This window comes from Flavobacterium sp. KH_001 (assembly GCF_057840745.1).
On the sequence record NZ_CM174520.1, the window covers coordinates 62,237 to 84,755 of the forward strand.

15 protein-coding genes are annotated in these 22,519 nt (G+C 35.4%); 5 read left to right on the forward strand and 10 right to left on the reverse strand.

Going from position 1 to position 22,519, the window contains the following annotated elements:
- Nucleotides 1-24 precede the first annotated feature (24 nt).
- The 5 genes from AC3ITQ_RS00310 (at nt 25) to AC3ITQ_RS00330 (ending at nt 8,913) form a co-directional block, all read left to right on the forward strand.
- Nucleotides 25-1,890 carry a glycoside hydrolase family 35 protein gene (locus AC3ITQ_RS00310; RefSeq protein WP_489236330.1) on the forward strand — a complete coding sequence of 622 codons (1,866 nt, stop codon included), beginning with the start codon at nt 25-27 and terminating at the stop codon, nt 1,888-1,890.
- 305 nt (nt 1,891-2,195) lie between these two features.
- The gene (locus tag AC3ITQ_RS00315; RefSeq protein WP_489236331.1) at nt 2,196-5,522 is read left to right on the forward strand and encodes a SusC/RagA family TonB-linked outer membrane protein; all 3,327 of its coding nucleotides are present in this window, start codon (nt 2,196-2,198) and stop codon (nt 5,520-5,522) included.
- Between the two features lie 12 nt (nt 5,523-5,534).
- Entirely contained in the window at nt 5,535-7,070 is a 1,536-nt protein-coding gene (locus AC3ITQ_RS00320) for a RagB/SusD family nutrient uptake outer membrane protein (protein ID WP_489236332.1), read from the forward strand.
- A gap of 27 nt (nt 7,071-7,097) precedes the next feature.
- Entirely contained in the window at nt 7,098-7,733 is a 636-nt protein-coding gene (locus tag AC3ITQ_RS00325; protein WP_489236333.1) for a fasciclin domain-containing protein, read from the forward strand.
- Between the two features lie 100 nt (nt 7,734-7,833).
- Nucleotides 7,834-8,913 carry a hypothetical protein gene (locus AC3ITQ_RS00330; protein ID WP_489236334.1) on the forward strand — a complete coding sequence of 360 codons (1,080 nt, stop codon included), beginning with the start codon at nt 7,834-7,836 and terminating at the stop codon, nt 8,911-8,913.
- A 245-nt stretch (nt 8,914-9,158) separates the two neighbouring features.
- On the opposite strand, the gene AC3ITQ_RS00335 is transcribed toward AC3ITQ_RS00330, so the two are convergent.
- The 10 genes from AC3ITQ_RS00335 to AC3ITQ_RS00380 form a co-directional block, all read right to left on the reverse strand.
- Nucleotides 9,159-10,829 (reverse strand): RagB/SusD family nutrient uptake outer membrane protein, encoded by a 1,671-nt coding sequence (locus AC3ITQ_RS00335; RefSeq protein WP_489236335.1) that lies wholly within the window; start codon nt 10,827-10,829, stop codon nt 9,159-9,161.
- Nucleotides 10,830-10,892: 63 nt separating this feature from the next.
- Nucleotides 10,893-14,030, reverse strand: a complete 3,138-nt coding sequence (locus AC3ITQ_RS00340; protein ID WP_489236336.1) for a SusC/RagA family TonB-linked outer membrane protein — start codon at nt 14,028-14,030, stop codon at nt 10,893-10,895.
- A 549-nt stretch (nt 14,031-14,579) separates the two neighbouring features.
- Complete coding sequence (locus AC3ITQ_RS00345) at nt 14,580-16,178, reverse strand: discoidin domain-containing protein (RefSeq protein ID WP_489236337.1); 1,599 nt, start codon at nt 16,176-16,178, stop codon at nt 14,580-14,582.
- A 438-nt stretch (nt 16,179-16,616) separates the two neighbouring features.
- Nucleotides 16,617-16,814 carry a hypothetical protein gene (locus AC3ITQ_RS00350; RefSeq protein ID WP_489236338.1) on the reverse strand — a complete coding sequence of 66 codons (198 nt, stop codon included), beginning with the start codon at nt 16,812-16,814 and terminating at the stop codon, nt 16,617-16,619.
- Nucleotides 16,815-16,825: 11 nt separating this feature from the next.
- The gene (locus tag AC3ITQ_RS00355) at nt 16,826-18,370 is read right to left on the reverse strand and encodes a sodium:solute symporter family protein (protein WP_489236339.1); all 1,545 of its coding nucleotides are present in this window, start codon (nt 18,368-18,370) and stop codon (nt 16,826-16,828) included.
- A gap of 182 nt (nt 18,371-18,552) precedes the next feature.
- Complete coding sequence (locus AC3ITQ_RS00360; protein ID WP_489236340.1) at nt 18,553-19,212, reverse strand: beta/alpha barrel domain-containing protein; 660 nt, start codon at nt 19,210-19,212, stop codon at nt 18,553-18,555.
- A 17-nt stretch (nt 19,213-19,229) separates the two neighbouring features.
- Nucleotides 19,230-20,228: a PfkB family carbohydrate kinase gene (locus tag AC3ITQ_RS00365; protein WP_489236341.1), complete on the reverse strand. Its 999-nt coding sequence runs from the start codon at nt 20,226-20,228 to the stop codon at nt 19,230-19,232.
- Between the two features lie 10 nt (nt 20,229-20,238).
- Nucleotides 20,239-21,129: an SMP-30/gluconolactonase/LRE family protein gene (locus AC3ITQ_RS00370; RefSeq protein WP_489236342.1), complete on the reverse strand. Its 891-nt coding sequence runs from the start codon at nt 21,127-21,129 to the stop codon at nt 20,239-20,241.
- Entirely contained in the window at nt 21,130-21,903 is a 774-nt protein-coding gene (locus AC3ITQ_RS00375; RefSeq protein WP_489236344.1) for an SDR family NAD(P)-dependent oxidoreductase, read from the reverse strand.
- A gap of 18 nt (nt 21,904-21,921) precedes the next feature.
- Nucleotides 21,922-22,515, reverse strand: coding sequence for a hypothetical protein (locus AC3ITQ_RS00380; protein WP_489236345.1), 594 nt, complete (start codon nt 22,513-22,515; stop codon nt 21,922-21,924).
- Nucleotides 22,516-22,519 lie beyond the last annotated feature (4 nt).

The following is a 22,519-nucleotide window of genomic DNA, read 5'->3' on the forward strand; positions in this document are numbered from 1 at the left end:
TATCCATTACAATTAAATAGTTACATGAAAAAAAATCTTTTTACCCTATTTCTCTTTCTTTTGCTAGCAGTAAACGCAAAAGGGCAAACTAAACACACTTTTACTATTGCGGATGGTAATTTTGTTTTAGATGGAAAACCAATTCAGATTCATAGTGGAGAAATGCATTATGCACGTATTCCTAAGCCCTATTGGCGTCATCGTTTGCAAATGATGAAAGCCATGGGACTAAATGCTGTGGCAACTTATGTTTTTTGGAATTATCATGAAACAGCACCAGGTGTTTGGGATTTTAAAACGGGTAATAAAGATATTGCCGAATATATAAAGATTGCTCAGGAAGAAGGTTTGTATGTCATTTTACGTCCGGGGCCGTATGTTTGTGCTGAATGGGAGTTTGGTGGATATCCATGGTTTTTACGAAATGTTCCGGGAATGGTTATTCGTGGTAATAATCCTCAATATTTAGCTGCGACAAAATCTTACTTTACCGCACTTTATGGACAGGTGAAGAATTTATTGGTTAGTAATGGAGGCCCAATAATTATGGTTCAGGGGGAAAATGAATTCGGTTCCTATGTAGCGCAACGAAAAGATATTCCGTTAGAAGAACATAAAAAATACAGTGCAGCGGTTTTTCAACAACTGAAAGATGTAGGTTTCAACGTTCCTTTCTTTACTTCGGATGGTAGCTGGTTATTTGAAGGCGGTGCCCTTCCGGGAGCTTTACCAACAGCAAATGGTGAAGATGACGTAGCTAAACTAAAAGAAGTTGTCAATAAATATAACGATGGAAAAGGTCCGTATATGGTCGCTGAATTTTATCCGGGCTGGTTAGATCACTGGGCTGAAGAATTCCCGAAAGTTTCTACCGAAAGTGTAGTAAAACAAACTCAAAAATATCTTGATGCAGGGATTTCTTTTAACTATTATATGGTGCATGGAGGAACTAATTTCGGTTTTACCTCCGGGGCAAATTATGATGGAAATCACGATATTCAACCAGATTTAACTACATATGATTATGATGCTCCAATAAGCGAAGCAGGTTGGGGAACAGAAAAATATAATGCATTACGCGAGCTACTAAAAAATCCTAAAACACCAGCAGTTCCTGCAAAGATTCCGGTAATTTCAATTCCAAATATTAAACTAACCAAAGCCGTTAGTCTCGAATATTTAAAAAGTAAAGTAAAACCAGTTAATGCAGATTCTCCTTTGACTTTTGAAGATTTAAATCAAGGTCATGGCTATGTTTGGTACAGTAAAAAATTCAAACAGCCTATTAGTGGAACACTAGAGTTAAAAGGGCTTCGTGATTATGCAATTGTATATGTGAATGGAGTAAAAGTAGCTGAGCTGAATCGTTACTATAAAAAATATGATTGTACGATTGATGTTCCTTTTAATGCCACTTTGGATATCATTGTTGAAAATATGGGGCGTATTAATTATGGAGCAGATATTATAAACAGTACCAAAGGAATTATTTCACCTGTAATTATCAACGGACAAACAATTACCGGAGATTGGAACATGTATCAGCTGCCAATGGATGTAGTTCCTAATTTAACCGATGCTAAAAATAACGCAAAAGCTGGAAGACCAACAGTATATCAGGGAACTTTTAATCTGAGTACAGTAGGTGACACTTTCCTTGACATGCGCGATTGGGGCAAAGGAATCGTTTTTGTAAACGGAATCAATATTGGCCGATATTGGAGTGTTGGACCTCAACAAACCTTATATCTCCCAGGATGTTGGTTGAAAAAAGGTGCTAATGATATTGTAATTTTTGAGCAGAAAAATGACAAAGTACAAACTTCAGTAGGAACTTTAGAAACGCCAATATTGGAAAGTTTACAGCCTGAGAAGGGAGAACCTAAGTAAAAAAGTTAAGTTTTTCAGGAGAAAAACTAGGGCGATTAAAAAGTAAGAACAAGCCTAAATAGCCATCTCTATTTACTGTCTGATTTTAAGAAAGTTAAACCGAAAACGGTTTGCTTATTGCCCTTTCTATGCTTTTTTTTAAAATAATTAAACAAATAAATATCAAAAATGAGCAGTACTCACCATGCTTCTATTTTTTGATTTCAACCTAATTAAAATCGCCAACAACGAGCCCACAGGGCGAACTGTTATTACATCAAACATTTAATTAAACCATATTTATAAACCACTTAAACAACCAATTTATGAGAAACCAATTTGACCCGGCTCCGGCTGGGCTATTAACCAAACAAAAAAAAATATTTCTTTTGATGAAAAAGAAAGCAATATTCTTTTTTGCATTCTTATTTACTATTTCTTCTTTTGGAAATACATCAAAATTATCTTCTGATTCAAAGAAAGATATTTTGATGAAACTTCCTGAGAAATCAAAACCCGAAGGAAAACTAATTACCTCCAAAATTGACAATCCCATCACCGGGAAAATTTTGGGTGAATTAGGTGAAAATTTATCAGGAGCAACTGTTAAAGTAAAAGGCAGTTCCATACAAGCCATTACAGATGTAGACGGAAGTTTTTCTATAGCTGCAAAAGAAGGAGATGTTTTACTTATCTCTTTTGTTGGTTATCAAAACAAAGAGATTACGGTTGGCACTCAAAAAAATTACAACATTAAACTTAAATCTGCTCAAAACGATTTAACAGACGTTGTTGTTATTGGATATCAAAAAGTCCATAAAAAAAATGTAAATGCAGCAGTATCCACTATTACCAGCAAAGACTTACAGGATATTCCGGTAATTAGTGTTTCTTCTATCATTGGTAGTTTAGCGACCGGAGTACAAACTCCTACTCAAACGGGGGCTCCAGGAGGAAGAGGATCTTTGGTTATACGCGGAAATACAAGCATGTCTTCAGGATACAGCAGCCCGCTTTATGTAATTGACGGAGTACAGACTTCTTTAGAAGATTTAGCAGGATACAATACTTCCAACACAGACTTTTTAGCTTCTTTGAATCCAAATGATATTGAAAAAATAGATTTCTTAAAAGATGCTTCTGCAGCCGCTATTTACGGCTCACGAGGTGCTAATGGGGTTATTATCATTACTACCAAAAAAGGAGGGGCATTGGACAGACCTGAATTTACTTTTTCATTAAACACAGGACTATCTCCTATTCCGGATTTAGTACCAATGAACATTGGATCTGCCGAAAGAAACGCTAAGATGGCCATGGTAAACAAATGGTGGAAATCTGATGACTTACAAACATCCCATATTCCGATGGTTCTATCTGACAGTTTGAATCCGGCATTTAATAATAAAGTAGATTATCAGGGATTATTTTATAGAACGGGAATTTCTAATAAGTATAATTTAGGTATGCGAGGCGGATCAGAATCGACTAACTATAGATTATCATTAGGATATGATAATGTAGAGGGAGTTATTAAAAATTCAGGTTTTAAGCGTTATACTTTTTCAGGAAATATCAATTCTAAAGTTGGCCAAAATTTTGACAATCAATTTCGTGTGAATTTAGTACTAACTGAAAATCAAACAGGTCAGGGAAATCCGGATGGTGGAAATTTTCAATTTAACAACACATTACCTACTGACCCTTCAAACTTAAATTCTTCTTTATTTTATATTTCTGATGCTAAAAGGAAATCGCTACAAGGAGAATTATCAGAAAAACTGAATACTGATGAAGTCACACAAGTGACCTTTTCTGATTTCATGAAATATGATTTCACTTCTGCCTTTTCTGTTAATGCCCAATTTAATTATGTGTATAGTTCTGAAAAGAAAAATTATTATGAACCTTCGACAGTGCGTGAAGATGGCGACGGTTTTGCCTCTTACGCTTTGTATAACCGCAAAAATTTGTCTTCAGATCTTTATGTTAATTACTTGAAAAAATTTGGCGAACATACCGTTACGGCTGTATTAGGACAAAAAACGGATTATAATAAATATGAAGATATGTTTATGTATGCCAAAGGATTTGGTGTAGACGCTATCAAGGTTATTAATAATCGTTATACGCAGGATCAAATTAATGGTTACACAAGTATCGAATCCAATGCTTTGCTATCTTATTTTGGCCGTGTAGGATATCGTTACAAAGATCGTTATATGGTTGACGTTGCCTTTAGTAGGGATGGTTCTTCTCGTTTTGGTGAAGATGTTCGTTATGCTAATTTTTCTTCTGTGGCATTAGGCTGGGTTTTTTCTGATGAGTCTTTCATCAAAAGTTGGGGAGAAAACATTATAAGTTATGGAAAACTAAGAGCCAGTTATGGTGTAAATGGAAATGAAATTGACGAGAATTTTTTGAGATACGGATCTTATAAATTAGGATATGGTGGAAATCCATTATGGTCTAACTTAATGAATGTCTCTACTTATGGCGGTACAACAGGAGTCGTAACAGATTATAATACTATTGGAAATCCTAATCTATCGTGGGTAAGTGCAAAACAATGGGATATTGGTTTCGATTTAGATTTGTTTAATAATCGTATCAATGTAACTTTTGATGCCTATAATAAAAAAACAGAGAATCTATTATTCGAAACACCTTTCCCAGCTTATTCAGGCTTCAATCAGGCCAAATCAAATATAGCGGGAGTAATGAATTACGGTTGGGAATCAATGGTTAAATTCCAAATTTTCTCAGCATCAAATCCTTGGAAACTGGAGGTAACTACAGGGGTTAGTCAAAATAAAAATTACGTAACAAAGCTTCCTAACGGAAACAAAGATTATTACGGATATGATGCAAACAGAGGTAGAGATTATGGATACGTAGTTGGGATGCCATTAATTCTTCCTGTTCAATTCCAGAATGAGTATATTATAGATTATCTAAGCCAGTTACCAGTAAATCCATATACGGGAGAAGTACTGCACGGCAAATCTGCCTGGGGAACTATTGCACCAGGTACACCGATATGGAAAGATTACAATGGTGATTATTTGTTAGATGAAGCCGGCGATTACAAATTAGATACTTCATTTAAGCCAACACCAGATTTCACAGGTTTATTTAATTTGAATTTAAGATACAAAGGATGGTATTTACAAGCCTACAGTCAATTCTCTTTTGGTTCTGATATTATAGATTCATCTACACAAAGATATTTGGACAATTATGACAGAGGTACTGATTGGGCTACTGCAGGACTACAAGATCTAAGTAATTTATCATTTTGGCAGAATCCCGGAGATGGTGCAGCAGGAGTACGCTATCCGGCTTTATATCCAGCTCTTCCTAATACTACTCCTTACTACAGATTTAGAAGTGGTCAGTCTTTATGGAAAGAAAGTGGTGATTATTGGAAAATATCAAATGCTACTCTTGGATATACAATTGACAAAAATCGTGTTTTAGATCAAATGCATATTTCTAGAGTGCGTGTTTATGGAACAATTTTAAATCCATATCAATGGCAACGTTCTAAAGTAGTTGCAGATGCTTCTCAGGTAGATGAAATGGGGTATACTCTTGGAAACGGGTATCCACAATCAAAAACATTCACATTTGGATTGGATATTAAATTTTAAACAGAAGTAAAAATGAAAAAATATACATACAGTAAAATAACAGTCTTGATTTTTGGCTTTTTTAGCCTATTTAGCTGTACAGATATGCTGGATCAAGAGCCATTAGGTCTTGCTACTCCACAAAATTTTTGGGTTTCGCAAGCTAATGTTGAGTCAGCACTAGCCGGAGATTATGCTTTACTTAAAGAAGCATTGACTAAAGATTCAAACTTTTTGTTATGGGGAGAATTTACCGGGATGACTTTTATGGATAGTCAGTTCTGGATTGTAGATTATATCGAAGGAAGCGGTAATTATGTTTTAGCTTATCGTGATGATTCTCGTAACTGGAAAGGATTTTACAGAGCAGCAAACTGGGCACTTTCTATTGAAAAACACGTAAGCGAAATGCCGGACAGCGATTTCCAATCGAAAGCCGAAAAAAACAGATTAATGGGAGAAGCCGCTTTTGTACGATCATTGTCTTATTTCTATTTGGCCCGTATTTGGGGAGATGCCCCTATTGTTGATGAAGTTATAGAAACTTCAGATCAATTGATTAAGGATGGTTATATCATTACAAAACCAAGAGAAAATGAACTTAAAGTACTGGATTTTGCTTTGGCAGCAGCCAATAAAGCAATCAGTTTACTGGAATATTCAACTCCAGGCGCTCCTAAATGGGCAATTACTGCCAATAAAGCAAGTGCTGAAGCCTTAAAAGCACATATTACGCTTTGGTACGCGAGTCGAAATCAAGGCAATCCAGCTATGCTTGCTCAGTCACTTGCAGCTGCTAATTCTGTAATTCAAAACAGTAATGCTACACTTATAGATTATGCAAATGAAGGAGCTGATGGCTTTAATGATATGTGTATTGGTCAATCTAAAACAGGTCTTTTTGAGATCAATATCAGTTCTGCCATGAATGAATCGTATCGTGTTGACGGGGGAGATAATACTATGACAGGATTAACATTAACAGATCCATTTTTTCTAAATCCTAATTCAAATGCGCCAATTATTAATGACGATTTTTACGGTAAAGACATGATGAATTCTAATCCGGATCGGGATAATGACAAACGTAAAGAATTGTTTTTTAGTGATTTTGATTCAAATGAACGATCTTCTTTAATGAAGTATTCTCAGGCAACACGTGATGGTCAGTCAACTGATCCTTATGCCAGATTTTCAGAATCCAATATTTTAATTTTCCGATTGGCAGATATTTATCTTCTTAGAGCAGAAGCCAATATGAAATTAGGAAATACTACAGCCGCCATTTCAGACCTAAATACAATCAGATCCAAAGCCAATGTACCTAACTACACCGGTGCGACAGACAGTCAATCACTGACTAAAGCCATTTTTGATGAACGCGCTATTGAACTTGTTGGAGAAGGACAATCTGGATTTGACAGAATCAGAATGAATTATTATGCAGGAGTGAGCTGGATGACTCCAAGCAGGCTCTCACATCAGGGATGTTTTTGGCCAGTTGATCCAACTATAATTTCAATTAATCCTGCTATTATTCAAACAGACTACTGGAAAGGAAAACTGTAATTTTTTTAATCTTAAAGAACACAAAACATGAAATATATATCTATAATACTTGTACTGTTTACCTTGTATTCCTGTTCAAACGATGACTATCTTATAGATGGTGGTTTGGCCGATCCAAATGTTGGAAAGTCAACTTACGATTTTCTAAAATCACATAAACAATTAGACACCTTAGCTTTATTAATTGAAAAAGCAGGAATGATTGATGTAGTTAACGCCAAGTCAACAACCCTTTTTGCTCCAAATAACTTATCTATAAAAAATTACATTTTTTATATGAGACTTGTTGAGGAAAATCAGGCTTATGGAATCAATGATATACCCGTTGAAGATTTAAAAATGATCCTGGGCGGCTACATCTTCGATCAAAGTCTGGATCGAAGTAAACTGGTAAAAGAAGGAAAAGTTTATACGGCACATAATGGCGAGGAAAGAATGCTTTCGCTTATACCTGTCGATCAATATGGAGATCAGTTAGATGAATTTCCTGAATATGTATATTATACTTTTAAGGGAGAAGACGATTATTGGGGTGCTAACCCTGCTGAAGACGGTAACAATGACGACGTTAATACTGTAGTCAGAACTTCCAATTTAATTTCTACCAATGGCGTAATTCATGTACTGCAAGGGTCTCATCATTTTTCGAATTACACCGATTAAACTATCGTTTTTAAGGAAAAATGTCAAAATAAAAATGAAATGCCAAAATTAATTTTTTGAAGCTATTTCTAAGAAATTTAAAAAAATAACATAGACACATATGAAAAAGATAATTTATTTATTCGGGATTACCCTGCTTGCATTATCGTGTGAGCAGCCCGAAGTAGGATATATCAGTGATAATATACATTCACTACAAGACACAATATCCGTACCTCGTGGCGTATTTTATTCTTCAACACCACCAGCTGTAGAAGGATCAACCTACCCTATGGAATGGTCGATCACTGGAATTACAGATAAAGATGGCAAACCAACTACTGAATTGCAGGATTTACATGAGATTCTAACCTGGACTGCCCCATTTGATCCTACTACGGACACTACATTGGAATTGGCCATGAAAAAATTAAAATTGAGCCCACAGCCTTCTATTATAATGAATCCTGTAAGTGGTGAATTTGTCTTTACCCAAGCTTCTAAAAATGTTGTTAATAATGATTTTATTATCAATGTAAATGCAAAAAATGTTAGGGGTGAACGTCAATTAGACAAGTTTACGTGGGTAAAAATGGGACCATTTGTTCCTATAGAATTCAAAACTGAGATGCGTTCAAGACTTCAATTAGGTAAAGGAGGAGGAGTTTATGATACTGGCTACACATACTCTGTTTTAAATGATAGTGATCCGAAAGTTTCAGGTGTATTAGACGGAACTGATCCTTATATCACTATTGTAAAAATAAGTGATGAACCTAAAATGGCGGTAAAAGTAAAAATGATAATTGCAGATAGTCACGGAGCAGCTCTTGATCCTAATAAGGTAGTTTTTAATATTAGTGGATCTGCACCTTTGCAAAATTACCATGACAATACTATAGGTGTCGTATTGGATTCAGAAAGCACTACTTTTGGTTTACCTGCTCCTCCATTTCCACAATATGCAAGAAATTACCAAGGTAATGATGCTTACTTAATGTATTATTTAACAACAGCTGATGCTTTTACGGTAGATAAAGCAGCTTTTGAAGCGGATAACGGAGTAAAAGACTGGACGAATTATATCGATCCTGCTACTGGTCAAATTCGAAACAGAGCCTATATAAGATGGGGTGTAAAAATAAACGATTCAGGTACTTGGGAAATTAAAATGAAAATCCCTTACACAACCAAAAAATAATTTTAGCTGATACATCAATCATAAAGTTATTTAAGCTCATTTATTTGAGTTTCTATTAAAAAACAAATCCCTTTTTACTTTGACAGGTAAAAAGGGATTTGTTTTTTTATATCCAGCATTTGCTTTATTGTACTAGAAAAAAAAGCACTGTCCTACCACAGGACAGTGCTTCTTACATAAACCACCAATTTATTGGAAACCAAAACCAATCAACAACAACTTACAAATTGTTGATCGTCTTTTCTTTAATACCCTTTTTCTGATTGTGCCGAACTCAAATTCGGGTTTTTATCTACTGCAGCCTGTGGATATGGCAATTTCATAAATTTGGCCTGCCAACCACGCTCTTGTGCAATGTTACCTGTAATATCGTAAATAGTTTTCATTACCTTATCAGCAATTCCCCAACGGCGAATATCAAAATAACGCTGACCTTCTCCGGCTAATTCAATACGTCTTTCATTTCGAATCAGTTCACGCATTTTTTCTTTCGTATTATAGATCGCCTGATCTACTGCTGGCATTCCTGAACGATCTCTAATATCATTAATTGCGTCATAAACAGAACTATCCGGACCACTCAACTCATTTTTTGCTTCGGCATAAATAAGTAAAATTTCAGCATAACGCATAATAGGAAAATCCTGTGCACCATCCCATTCTGCAGAAAGATAAGCCGGATCCGTTAATTTTCTGAAATTATATCCTGTCATACTGCTGCTTGCGCCCCAATCATAAATATAACCCGGTGAAGCATTTTCCCAAGGAGAAGTAGGAAACATTATGCTAGCGTATAAACGTGTGTCTCTATTATGAAATTCAGCAAAATAAGCAGCTGCAGGACTTCCTTCATTATAATTTGCAGCTCTAACTTCAGCCGATGGTGCTACAAAAGAATGTCCAGTTTTATTCCAATATGAATTTACTAACTCAACTGTTGGTGTAATAGAACTCCAACCACCAATATCAACAGGTGTCAATAATGTGTTTAAACCATTACCCCACTCATAAGAGGAATTATTGATCGCTTGAGAAGTTATAATGACTTCTGAATTGTTATCATTAACAGCCCAAAATAATTGTTCGTAGTTAGCGAATCCCTTATAAAATTTTTGTTCTTCAGTTGCTGATGCAAAATCAACAAAGGACGAAAAATCATCTTTAGTCTTAGATACATCTCCGCCTCTAAACAATTGGTAAACCCCTAACTCTTTTACTTTTTGAGCACTTGCTGCAGCATCCGCGAATTTATTATAATCTAATTCTACCCTAGCTTTCAATGCCCATGCAGCACCTTTTGTAATTCTTCCTTTTTCATTTTTTAAACCACCTGAATAAGTTAAGGGTAAATCGGCTTGGGCAGCTACCAACTCATTTATGATAAAAGTAACGATATCTCCTTCTGGCGTTGGTGCTACAGCTGTTTCTTGCGGACTAACATAATCTGTTGTAAGCAATGGTACAGCACCATAAGAACGTATTAAATCAAAATAGGCCATCGCACGTAAAACCTTTGCTTCTGCAATAAAACGTTTCTTAAGATTTTCATCCATATCGATTTTACCCACATTATCTAAGTAGCTGTTAAATCCTCGAATACTTTGATATTTACCAGAATAATTAGCTGCATTTAATGAAGCAGGTGTTATGTTTCCTTCACTAATTGTTGTCGCATCGCTTTCCCAGGGATATTGACAATAGGCATTATCAGCAGATCCATCGTTATAAGCATTATTGTAAGCATATGCTAAATAGCCATAACAGCCATTTAAAGCTAAACGGGCATCATTTTCTGAAGTCCAGAATGTGCTGCTTGAATTTGTATCTTGCGGCACTCTCTCCAATGGAGGTGCAGTACAACTAAAAACGGCAGCTGCAGCAAATGATAGTACTATTTTATTAAATTTATTTTTCATCTGTATATACTATTTTATGTCTTTAAAAAAGATAATCCTGATCTTAAAGGCAATTTGTTTGAATTAAAAAGAAAGATTTACACCAAAAGAATAGGTTTTCAATTGTGGATAAGAGGCTCTTTGCGAAGCTACTTCCGGATCAAAATCCTTCATTCGTTTATCCCCTCTTATTGTAAACAAGTTATTGCCTGCCAGATAAAATCTTAAACCTTGCAGTTTAATTTTATCAAGTACATGCTTTGGGAAATTATACCCCAGTGACATCGATTTAACACGCAGATAAGAAGTATCAAACAACCAGAAAGATGATCTTTGAAGGTTTTGTGTATTATCTGGTGAAAGCAACATTCTTGGATAGGCTGCATTTGGATTTGGATTTTCGGTTGTCCAACGATCCAATGCATATTCTTTTACACCTGCACCGTTAAAAAATGCCTGAGATGCTTCATTTTCAAGGTAAGCTTTTGTACCCTGTACCCCTTGCAGCATAACGGCAAAGTCTACATTTTTATACTGCAAAGTTGAATTAAATCCGTAAGTTAGTTTTGGGATTTCGCTACCCATGATGACACGATCATCCCCATTGATTTTTCCATCGCCGTTTTGATCTTTATATTTAATATCTCCCGGTTTTGTATTTGTCGATTGTGTAGCATGGCCTGCAACATCATCAGCATTAGCAAAAAGTCCTTCTGCCTCCCACATATAAAAAGAACCTACCGGTGAACCTACTCTGTTAATATAGTAACCGTCCGGAGGAGTTTCAGATACATCACCCAAATCTGAAACTTTGTTCCAAATACGGCTCATATTTGCCCCTACCGAATATTTTAATTCCCCAACTTTGTTATTGTAAGATACAGCAATCTCAAGACCGTTATTGGTTACCTCTCCTAAGTTGATTGGAGGAATAACACTTAATCCCGCTTCAGAAGGAATATAAGGATTAGGTAGTAAAATACCATCCGTTAGCTTGTTATAAACATCTACCTGCAAATTGAATTTGTTGTTCCATAATGCAAGATCCAAACCAATGTTTGTCATATTTACTTTTTCCCATCCTAAAAGTGGGTTGTAAATTTGCCCTGGTATAACACCATCTTGTTTTGTTCCGTCTAAAATAATTTGTGTTCCGGAAGTTAGGGTATTGTAATAATCATAATCTCCTACGTTACTCACACTTCCTAATTTACCCCAAGAAGCGCGTAATTTTAGCTCTGATATCCATTCCGTCGATTTCATAAAATCCTCTTGTGAAATACGCCATGCTCCCGATACTGAAGGAAATACCCCAAAACGATTTTCTACCGGAAACTTAGAAGATCCATCATATCTAAGACTCGATTCGAATAAATATTTGTTATCATAAGAATACGTTACACGACCAAAAAAGGATTGAAAAGCATTTTGACCTGGTTTTCCACTAACGGTTGTATTAATAGGATCTGCAGAACCAGCATCAATTGAACTAATATTATTAGTAACATACTCTTTTCTGGTTATATTCACATTTCTTCCGGAATTATCCTCATAAGAAAGTCCACCCAAAACCTTGAAACTATGTTTTTCTAATTTTTTATCATAGCCCACCGTTAAGTCTGTTAAGAATTTTCCAAGGGTCGACCATTGTTCGTTATATGAATTTTGTACAACAGCCGATCCGGGTATTTCTACTTTTGTATCAAAATTAATAAGTGCCGGTAATCTGTTTACAAAGGCATTACTAAAATCATTATTTAAATTATAAGAAACCGAACCCGTAATATCCAATCCTTTAATTGGAGTAAAAACGGCTCTAATAGCACCCGAGAATCGATCTTTAGTATAACCTGCTCTCCCTCCTTCTTTAAATACTCTATAAGGGAATTCCTGACTAACTCTTCCGCCTGTAAAAACTCCCCAGGTACCATCAGATTGCATTGGTACAGATATAGGAACTGCTCTGTCAATAGAAGTAAAACTAACCTCTCCATTTTCATTCTCATAACGATCGTGACTAAAAGAGATAGTAGTTCCTATTGTGAATTTATCACTTACTTTAGATTCTGTATTGGATCTGAAAGAATATCTGTTGATTTGTTTTCCAGGAAAAAGTGAGTTTTGTTCAAAAAAAGACCCACTTACAAAATAACGTGTTGCACCTCCTCCAGAAACATTAATTTCATGCTCAAATATAGGTGCCGATTTTTGAAGAAATAAATCATACCAATTTGTATTACCATAATGATCAGGATCTGAATTATTTCTAATTTTATCAATTTCAGCCGGAGTATAAAATGCAGATTTACCAGCATTAAGTCTTGCTTCATTATACAATTCAGCATATTGCAAAGCATTTACCCTATTTGGCAATTGAACGGCCGACTGAACACCAAAATAGCTATTATAATTAAATTGGGCTTTACCCTCTTTTCCTTTTTTGGTCGTTACTACGATAACTCCATAAGCAGCACGAGATCCATAAATTGCTGAGGAAGAAGCATCTTTTAAAACCGAAATACTTTCAACATCATTAGAATTTATTCTATTAAAAAATTCAGAAGTAGCAATTACGCCATCGATAATAAATAAAGGAGAAGAGGTTCCTAAATTTCCTTTTCCACGTAAATTAATTGTTCCGATATCTCCACCAACATCTCCCGGGCGCGCAATAACGGTAAGTCCTGGAACCGTTCCCTGTAAAGTATTTGTCAGTGAGGATACCGGACGATTTAAAATCGCTTTTGTATCTACCACACTTACAGCTCCAGACAGATTAACTTTCTTCTGTTTGCCATAACCTACTACAACCACTTCTTCTAACTTTTGCCCGGTTTGTTTCAGGACTATATTAATAGTATTTCCTGTAATCGAAACTTCTTGGTCCTGCATTCCAATATAGGTTACGATTAATTTGGTAACATTATCAGGTACGCTAATAGAAAAACTACCGTCCATATCAGTCTGAGTACTATTTTTTGTGCCTTTTGCAGTAATATTTGCTCCTGGCACCGGCAATCCCTGTTCGTCTACCACTTTCCCTTTTATTACCTTTTGTACAAGAGACAAATAGATTTTTGAAGGTCCTTCTTTTTTAGGAATTGCTGCAGCTGATGCATGTAGCACAATTGTACATAATACAATAGGCGTAACTTGAAAAAAGTTCGTAAACAAACTTTTTGGCCAAAAATTTCTTGGCTTGTTTTTGGTTAGTAATTTCATAGTTTAATAGTTTTGATAATGGTTATTTTAAGTCATGTTTTTTTGTTTGTCCCCTTTTTTTCATTCGAAAAAGTTCTTTTTTACAGGCTTGTAAGTACTTAATCAGCAAATAATAATGGATGAAAAATTAAAATCTGCTTTCTAAAAAATAGGCTCTAAGCTGGGAACCAATGTATAATTTATGTCAGTCAGATTATTTTACTTTTTTAATAGAAATAGAAACTATTTTAATCAAAATCACTGCTTACAAAGCATAGAATTATTGTTTCTGATTAAATATCATTTTAGCAGAAATTAATTTAGAGTTTTGATTTTCAGTAAAGTATAAAACAAGAAAGCGTCATTGAATGTGCCTGAATTATTTTTTCAAATAAACAGGCACCTCAACTCAGTTAAAAAAAATAGATTTAAAAGTGCAGCGAAATAAAGGAAATCAAATTTCAGCTTTTATGATAGGCATTTTTTAATCAGATAGGAGATAACATATCCTCTAATTCTTTGTCTGCCAAAGGTTAATCCAGGCAAAAAAATTATGCCTGGATTCAATGATTAGTACATTCCTATTTCGGCAAGCGCTCCATATTGCTGGCCATCCCAGGAAGTACTGGCAACAATTTTAAAAAATCTAAAATTCCTGACAGCAGAAAAATCAAAATTCTGTGGCCCATTTGTATTGGCAAACACAAAAGTTCCGGCAGAAGTAAAGTCAACATTATTGTTGCTGATAAAAAGTTCAGCATCCTTAATAGAAGCCACCAGTCCTCCTCTTTGTGTTATAGTGAATCCATTTACAGCATGTGAGCTAATCATATCAATTACAAGTTGATGCGGATAAACTGCTGTTGTTTCATTCCATTCAGATTGCCAATAGCTCGCCGCACTTCCGTCGATCACAGCTGCAGCTGGTCCATTTGGAGCTGGTTCACCTGTAGTTTCTTCAGAGCTAAAAGAAATAACTTTCCAGTCCTTCTTGTCAATTTCGTTTTTGGTACTGAAATTTAAAAGTGGTACACCATTCATAAAAGTATAAGAATAAAAAGTCTCTATTACATTACCATTTTCCTGGACGAGCTTCACTTTTAATTCGTACGATATATTATCATTTTTGAATTCCAAATCCTTAATAGGCATTTCAATGTAAAAGCTATTGGGACTGATAGGTTTTGATGTCCAGGCAATAGCATTATAGTCCCTGTTCACTCCTGTTCCTTCATTATCTACATTAGGATCATTAAAAAACAAAACATCTTTAACGACTGATGAACTGCTATATTTTCCCGAAACAATAATCGCTCCTTTACCAATGTCATAATTGGCATGTATTTCCTGAATAGAAGCAGTGCTTCCTTCATAATAAGTTTTGTTATCATTGTTAAAAATCTGATTAACATTCAATACTGCACAATCTGCAGCAGTTAAAAATGTCTTAGAAATGCCCCAGGTACCGTTGCCTGCCCACATTAATGCCATCCCCAGCGATGTTTCAGATGAGAATTTTTGACGATTATGAGGTAAATTCAGTCCATGACCAAGTTCATGCACCATACCGCCAATCCATTTGGTCGCAATTGCACCTAATGGCCCACTGGCTCCTAAATATTTTATGTCCTGATCAGCATAGTCAAGTGCATAACAAAACTTACCAGTACCATAAAAAGGAACACCGCCATCGAGAGCATTACCGTTCTGATCAATTGTAGTGGGTGTTATTACCAAATAATGATCTCCTGTAAATTCAGAACTATGTGTGGCTTTGTAATTACTGATGTCTGTTTGTATAGCAGCAGCACCACCTTCATAAACATATGCTGCTTTTCCTTGACTTCCTTTGATTACAATCAATTTAATTCTTTTTTTAGCTTCATCTTTTAATAGTCCAAACGTTTTATTACCATAACCGTTTCGTTGCATTTCCGAACTATAAAAAGCCTGTACATTCAAAAGTATCTCACTTATTCTGCGATGATAATCAGCGGGCTCAGTTACGTCATTTGGAACAAAATAAACAACATTAAGATTATGTGTCTTATCACTGGTGTAATTAAAACCAGATTCTGAAGTTTCAGAAGAACCGGATGTGTCCTTTGAGCAAGACTGAAAACTGCCTACAATAAGTAAAAGCAGCATACTGATAAGTTTTTGTTTCATAATTTTGATTTAGTTAGTTAATAATAATTGCTTATTTCTTTTTTAAAACAGGGTTTCTTTTTTATCCTAACAAGTTCTTTTTTACAGGTCTGTAAGTACTAAGTCATCAAATAATAATGGGTAAAAAAAATAAAATCTACTTTCTAAAAAAAGAGGTTTTAAGCTGGAACCAATGTATAATATATGTAAGTGACATTCTTCTACTTTTTTAATAGAAATAGAAACTATTTTAACCAAAATCGCTGTTTATAGCCATAGATATAATTCTGATTTTCAATAGCGTACAAAACAAAAAAGCCTCATTGAGAGCGTTTATTTTAAAACAAACACCTCAACTCGGCTAAAGAATAGATTTAAAAGTGAAGCGAAATTTTCGAGATCAAATTTCAGCTATTATAATTGGAGTTTTGTAAAAACAAACGCCGTGTAATGCAGTTTTTAATTGCTTCCATTTCTTTTGGTTTTTAGCAAAAGCATCAATAAACCAAAAGAAGAAAACAGCAATCCGCAATAAAGATTAATTCTATCATTTTCTTCTAAAGAACCATCTGATAAAAAGGAATAACCCATTAAAAGAAAACCAATAATCAGAAAGAAAATCCCGATTACAATCCGTAAATCATATAATTTATTCATAGCTATTATTCTTAAAAAAAGATGATGTTAAATATAATGGTAACCAACAAAACGCCAACTCCCATCCAAAGCGGATTTTTATACCATATTTTGTTAGAATCTGTCTGTTTTGGAGTTAGACTATAAACCAATCCTACTAACTCTTCTTCCGGTTTTGGTTTGGTAACTAAACTAATTGCAATCGTCACAATAACGCACACTATAAAAGAAATCCATGCAATATTAAAAGCCTGACTGGTACCTGAAAAGTACTCATGTGTATTGGCGATCCAGCCGCCTTTTCCTTCTGCAACAGTAAGTCCGTGCGTGATTGTAGCTGTGGCAGTCCCACAAATTAATCCCCAAAAAGCACCATGTCCTGTTGTTCTTTTCCAAAACATTCCTAAAAAGAAGGTTGCAAAAAGTGGTGCGTTTACAAAACTAAATACCAATTGCAGTAAATCCATTATATTATTGAAACCACGCGCTACATACGCCGTCATAATCGAAATTAATATTCCGGCAACGGTAGCAATTTTCCCTACATAATAATAATGTTTTTCCGAGCCATTTTTTTTGATATGCGATTGGTAAATATCAAAAGTCCATACCGTATTAAAAGCGGTTACATTTCCTGCCATTCCACTCATGAAAGAAGCAATAAGCGCTGTAATTCCAACTCCTAAAATACCATTAGGATATAATTTTTGCAATAAGATAGGCAGTACCATATTATAGTTAGCATCCCCACTGGCAGTTACCGGAAGTTCAAATCCCGAAAATTTATTTTGAAGTGCCAGCATTATAATTCCCGGTAAAATAACAATCATCGGCATTAGTATTTTAGGAATCGCCGCAATAATAGGCGTTTTTTGCGCATCACTCAAATCCTTGCTTATCATGGCTCTTTGTACTACTAAAAAGTCGGTACACCAATACCCGAAAGCTAATACAAACCCAAGTCCGAAAACCATACTAAAAGCGTCAACTCCCATTGGATTATGCGAAGGATCATCCAATCCTTTCCAGACATGAAGTTTATAATCCTGTACGTTTGCCACAATTCCTTCCCATCCTCCCACTTTATATAAACCGAGATAAACCAAAGGCGCAATTCCTAATACAATAAGAAAAAATTGAAGTACTTCATTATAAACGGCACTGGTTAAACCTCCCATGAAAATATAGACAAATACCACTAAAGCGGCAACCCAAATGGACAAATCAAAATTCCATCCTAAAATTACTTCCATCAACATCGCTAAAGCATACAATGAAACTCCTGAAGAAAAAACGGTCATAGCCGCAAAACCAAAGGCATTGAACGTTCTTGTTTTTTCGTCAAAGCGAAGTTTTAGATATTCAGGTACACTCCTGGCTTTACTTCCGTAATAAAACGGCATCATGAATACGCCCAGAAATATCATGGCCAAAGCAGCTCCCAGCCAATAAAAATGAACCGTATACAATCCGTATTTTGCTCCATTGGCAGCCATTCCCAAAACTTCCTGCGCACCAAGATTGGCAGAAATAAAAGCAAGACTGGTAATCCATAACGGAATATTTCGATTACTCATTAAAAAATCATTCGCTGATTTTACTTGCCGTTTGAGCAAAAAACCAATCCCGATGACAAAAACAAAATAAATAGCAATAATGAGATAATCAATCAATTCCAATTTCATAATAAAAAATAGTTTATCTGATAATAGTATTAGGTCGTTAACTATTATCTAAGGTTTTGTGGTTAGTAAATTCTTTAATTTAAATCGCCGATGAGTGTAGCTAAGTGAGCACTCATCTTATCATATTCGTGGTTTGACAGCATTTCTTTTGGGAAAAGTTTTGCTCCTAAACCGACAGAAGAAACGCCGGCTTCGTACCATTTTTCGATATCTTCCTTATTAGGTTCAACACCTCCCGTGGCCATAAATAACATTTTAGGAAACACGCTTTTTATTGCTTCTATATAAGAATATCCTCCTAACGGTTTTGCCGGAAATATTTTTACCAATGATAGTCCCCAGTTTTCTGCGAGAGCAATTTCTGAAGGCGTTGCGCAGCCCGGAATCCACAATAACTTTTTCTCCTGACATATTAGGTGAATTTCTTCTAAAACGACCGGCGAGATTAAAAAATCGGCACCAGCCTCAATAAATAATTTTGCCTGAGCACCATTTTTAATCGTGCCAACTCCAATCTTTAGTTGAGGTAAAGCTACATCTCTATAGGCTTTCAATTCCTTAAAAACAGCATAGGAATTTTCATTTCGATCGGTAAATTCAAATACATTTATACCATTTTCATAGCAAATACGCATAATGTTTTTACAAACCTCAGCATCCGTATTGGTAAATAAGGGAATGAATTTTTCTTTTAGAATATCTTTCTGCATTTTTAAAGGATTCGAAATGATCATATGTTTTCTGTTTTTAATTAGCGAATTATTCTTCCGCTGCCTTTTTGTTGAATGATCGTCTCAATTTCTTCCTTTGAAGCAATATTCATATCACCCGTTATATAATGTTTCATTACCCCGCACGCTGTGGCAAACTCTATAACTTGCTGTAATGGCTGCTGTTCCTGTAAACCATAAATCAAACCCGCCATAAAAGCATCACCGGCACCAATACGTTCCGCAATATTGTCTATTTTATACGTTGTTGAAGAAACTACAGCACCGTTATTCCACAAATAACCAACATACTCATTTGAAGCATTATTTTGATAGCGCATGGTCATCGCAATATATTTTACATTAGGCAATTTTTCCTTTAATAAAGAACAGGTACTTTCAACCAAATTATTCTCGTCCGGATGGATGTTAAAATACAATTTTGCGGCATCAACATCTGCCAGAATTACATCGCAATATTCCAGTAGTTTTGGCATTACTTCGCTACTCTGTTTTCCATATTGCCACAGCGTCGATCGAAAATTAAAATCGGCCGAAATCATTATTCCTTTTTCCTTTGCAGCCTTCAGAGCGTCCAGGCAAACTTTGGCAAGATTTTCATTTAATGCCGGAGTAATACCACTCCAGTGAAACCATTCGGCATTATTAAAAATTTCATCCCAATTTATCTCTTTCTCTTCCAGCATGCTAAAGCTCGAATACTCACGGTCGTACGTTACTTTGCCTGGTCTGGCTCCCACGCCACTTTCGTAATAATAAAGACCTTGACGACCTTTTTTTTCTATAACGGTAGTGGGAACTCCATAACGATGAAGTTGTGTGATACCGGCCTGACCAACAGTATTATTAGGCAACGAAGTAACATATCGGGTACTTTTTTTAAATGTAGCCAACGAAACTGCAATATTAGCTTCAGAACCAGCCCAATGCATTTCAAGGTTTTCTGCCTGCGTTATTTTTTTGTTTCCTGGCGGAGTTAAACGTAATAAGTACTCTCCAAATAAAACTATTTCTTTCATTGTCAATCTTTTATATTTTATTTTGGATTTTAAATGGATTCATCTGTGTTCCTTTAATTCCAACATCAACTAAAAATAATGTACCACTTTCCGGAAACTGTTTTAGCTGCTCATTAGTTAATCCTGCGCTTGCCGTAGTAATTAATAATTGTGTCATAGTAGTTCCTCCAAATGCACAAGAGCTAACATGCGGAGCATTGATTTCCACTTTTCCAACTAATTCACCCGTAAGCGGATTGAATCTATTTACCGTTCCTTCTCCCCACATGGCTACCCATAACATTCCTTCTTCGTCTATTGTCATGCCGTCTGGTGTAAAACTTGGTTCTTTCATTTCAACGACAATCCTTTCATTAGAAATAGCACCCGATTCTAAATCAAAATCATATGCTTTGATATTGTAATCAAATGAATCTACATAGTACATTTTAGTATTATCGGCACTCCAGCAAATGCCATTGGATACTTTGCGTTTTGGAATCATTTTTTTGAGTTCTTTCCCATCAAAACAATATAAGTTTCCAACAGCTCCCTTTGCTTCTTTGTTCATTGTTCCGATCCAGAATCTGCCGGCAGCATCACATTTTCCATCATTAGATCGATTGGTCGGTATTTCCGGTTCCAACTTTATTAGCTCTTGTAATTCTTCTGAATCAAAATCAAATATTGAAATTGAATTTTCAAGACCGAGTATAAGTCGACCGTCTTCTGCTGGAACTACCGTTCCTACTTTCTCCTGAAGTTGTCGCTGTTTCGTCATCCCGGAAACAGGATCTACTAAACCAACCTTTTGCCCTTCGATATCTACATAAAAAAACAGCTTACGTTCGGCACTCCAGATTGCTCCTTCTCCAAGAACTAATTTTGTATTATTTAATGAGGTTGCTTTCCAGGTTTCCATTTATTGATCTTGCATTAATGCGGTTCTTCCTCCATCTATTAAATAAGTAACGCCGCTGGCAAACGAGGCGTATTCACTAGACAGGAATACACACCAGGCACCAATTTCTTCAGGAGAACCTATTTTTTTTACCGGATGTAGATCAATTGTTCTTTGTCGTTCTGTTTCAGGATCCGGAAAGGAATCAAACCATTTTTGATTTCCGGGAGTATCAATAAATCCCGGTGCAATACCTACAGTTCTTATTGTTGGTCCCCATTCAATAGCCAAACTGCGAACCAATCCGGTCAAAGCTGTTTTAGTCACATTATAAGGAAAACAGCCCGGAATACTTGAATAGGCATGATTTGACGTCATGATGATGATAACACCATTATTTTTTTCTAAATGAGGCTTGCATAATTTTGTTAATCGCCAATGCGATGCCAAATTTAATTCCATGTTTTGTTGCCAATGTGCTTCATCACAATTTGCTGCTCCTTCAAAAACATTTTGTCCGGCATTGGAAACAAGCACATCAATTCTTCCAAATGTTTCCATCGTATTTTGAATGAATTTCTGCAAATCTTCTTCCTTGGTTACATCACATTGTGTGTACAGTTTTTTCTCTGGGGTTTCAGAAATAACTTTTGTAAAATCACCACCATCTGCCGATGTTGCGCAACCGGAAATATTTGCTCCGGCTTTGGCAAACATTTTTGCAATACTGGCTCCGATACCAGTAGTAACGCCAGTAATCACAACTGTTTTTCCTGTAAGATCTATCTGAAACATATTTCCTTTATTTTCTAATTATTTTTGACTTTTCATCTTTTCTCTCAATTGTTTTTCCTTCTCTGCATTCCAATAGGAACAATCAAGTTGTAAAAAAACAGAGGTGTATGGAATTGTTTCATTGGTTTTTAATACCACTATTTTAAACAATTTTGATGCTTCGTCTAATTTAGTAAAAACGGAATCATGAAGAATGGTTTGAGGCTGTAATTCTAAACTTGTTTTTTCTTTACTTAACAATTTCTCTGATTCTATGCGGAATGATGTTACACCTTTTGCCTGCGATTCAGTAATGAATTGTAACTCCTTATCCTGATAAACAATCGGTTTTACATGTCCGGATGAATTTACCTGTTGCAAAACATATTTTAAAACAGGCAAAAGATTTTCGTTCGTGTTAATCACTTCAATACCTGCGGCATTTTGTTCCGGAAAAGCTTTATCTGCAATCACAATCCAATTACGATGTCCCAATAATGGAAGTTTTTGATCAAATTGGGGTTTCCAATTATTATCTACATTATTTATTTGCTTTGCATCATTTGTTTTAGATTGATTGCAAGACATCACTATTACAAAAACCATCCATAAAAATATATTTCTTTTCAGCATTATA

Bases quoted from the DNA above. Each gene is read 5' to 3' on its own strand.
- AC3ITQ_RS00310 (WP_489236330.1), top strand. From the start codon at position 25: ATGAAAAAAAATCTTTTTACCCTATTTCTCTTTCTTTTGCTAGCAGTA.
- AC3ITQ_RS00315 (WP_489236331.1), top strand. From the start codon at position 2,196: ATGAGAAACCAATTTGACCCGGCTCCGGCTGGGCTATTAACCAAACAA.
- AC3ITQ_RS00320 (WP_489236332.1), top strand. From the start codon at position 5,535: ATGAAAAAATATACATACAGTAAAATAACAGTCTTGATTTTTGGCTTT.
- AC3ITQ_RS00325 (WP_489236333.1), top strand. From the start codon at position 7,098: ATGAAATATATATCTATAATACTTGTACTGTTTACCTTGTATTCCTGT.
- AC3ITQ_RS00330 (WP_489236334.1), top strand. From the start codon at position 7,834: ATGAAAAAGATAATTTATTTATTCGGGATTACCCTGCTTGCATTATCG.
- AC3ITQ_RS00335 (WP_489236335.1), bottom strand. From the start codon at position 10,829: ATGAAAAATAAATTTAATAAAATAGTACTATCATTTGCTGCAGCTGCC.
- AC3ITQ_RS00340 (WP_489236336.1), bottom strand. From the start codon at position 14,030: ATGAAATTACTAACCAAAAACAAGCCAAGAAATTTTTGGCCAAAAAGT.
- AC3ITQ_RS00345 (WP_489236337.1), bottom strand. From the start codon at position 16,178: ATGAAACAAAAACTTATCAGTATGCTGCTTTTACTTATTGTAGGCAGT.
- AC3ITQ_RS00350 (WP_489236338.1), bottom strand. From the start codon at position 16,814: ATGAATAAATTATATGATTTACGGATTGTAATCGGGATTTTCTTTCTG.
- AC3ITQ_RS00355 (WP_489236339.1), bottom strand. From the start codon at position 18,370: ATGAGTAATCGAAATATTCCGTTATGGATTACCAGTCTTGCTTTTATT.
- AC3ITQ_RS00360 (WP_489236340.1), bottom strand. From the start codon at position 19,212: ATGATCATTTCGAATCCTTTAAAAATGCAGAAAGATATTCTAAAAGAA.
- AC3ITQ_RS00365 (WP_489236341.1), bottom strand. From the start codon at position 20,228: ATGAAAGAAATAGTTTTATTTGGAGAGTACTTATTACGTTTAACTCCG.
- AC3ITQ_RS00370 (WP_489236342.1), bottom strand. From the start codon at position 21,129: ATGGAAACCTGGAAAGCAACCTCATTAAATAATACAAAATTAGTTCTT.
- AC3ITQ_RS00375 (WP_489236344.1), bottom strand. From the start codon at position 21,903: ATGTTTCAGATAGATCTTACAGGAAAAACAGTTGTGATTACTGGCGTT.
- AC3ITQ_RS00380 (WP_489236345.1), bottom strand. From the start codon at position 22,515: ATGCTGAAAAGAAATATATTTTTATGGATGGTTTTTGTAATAGTGATG.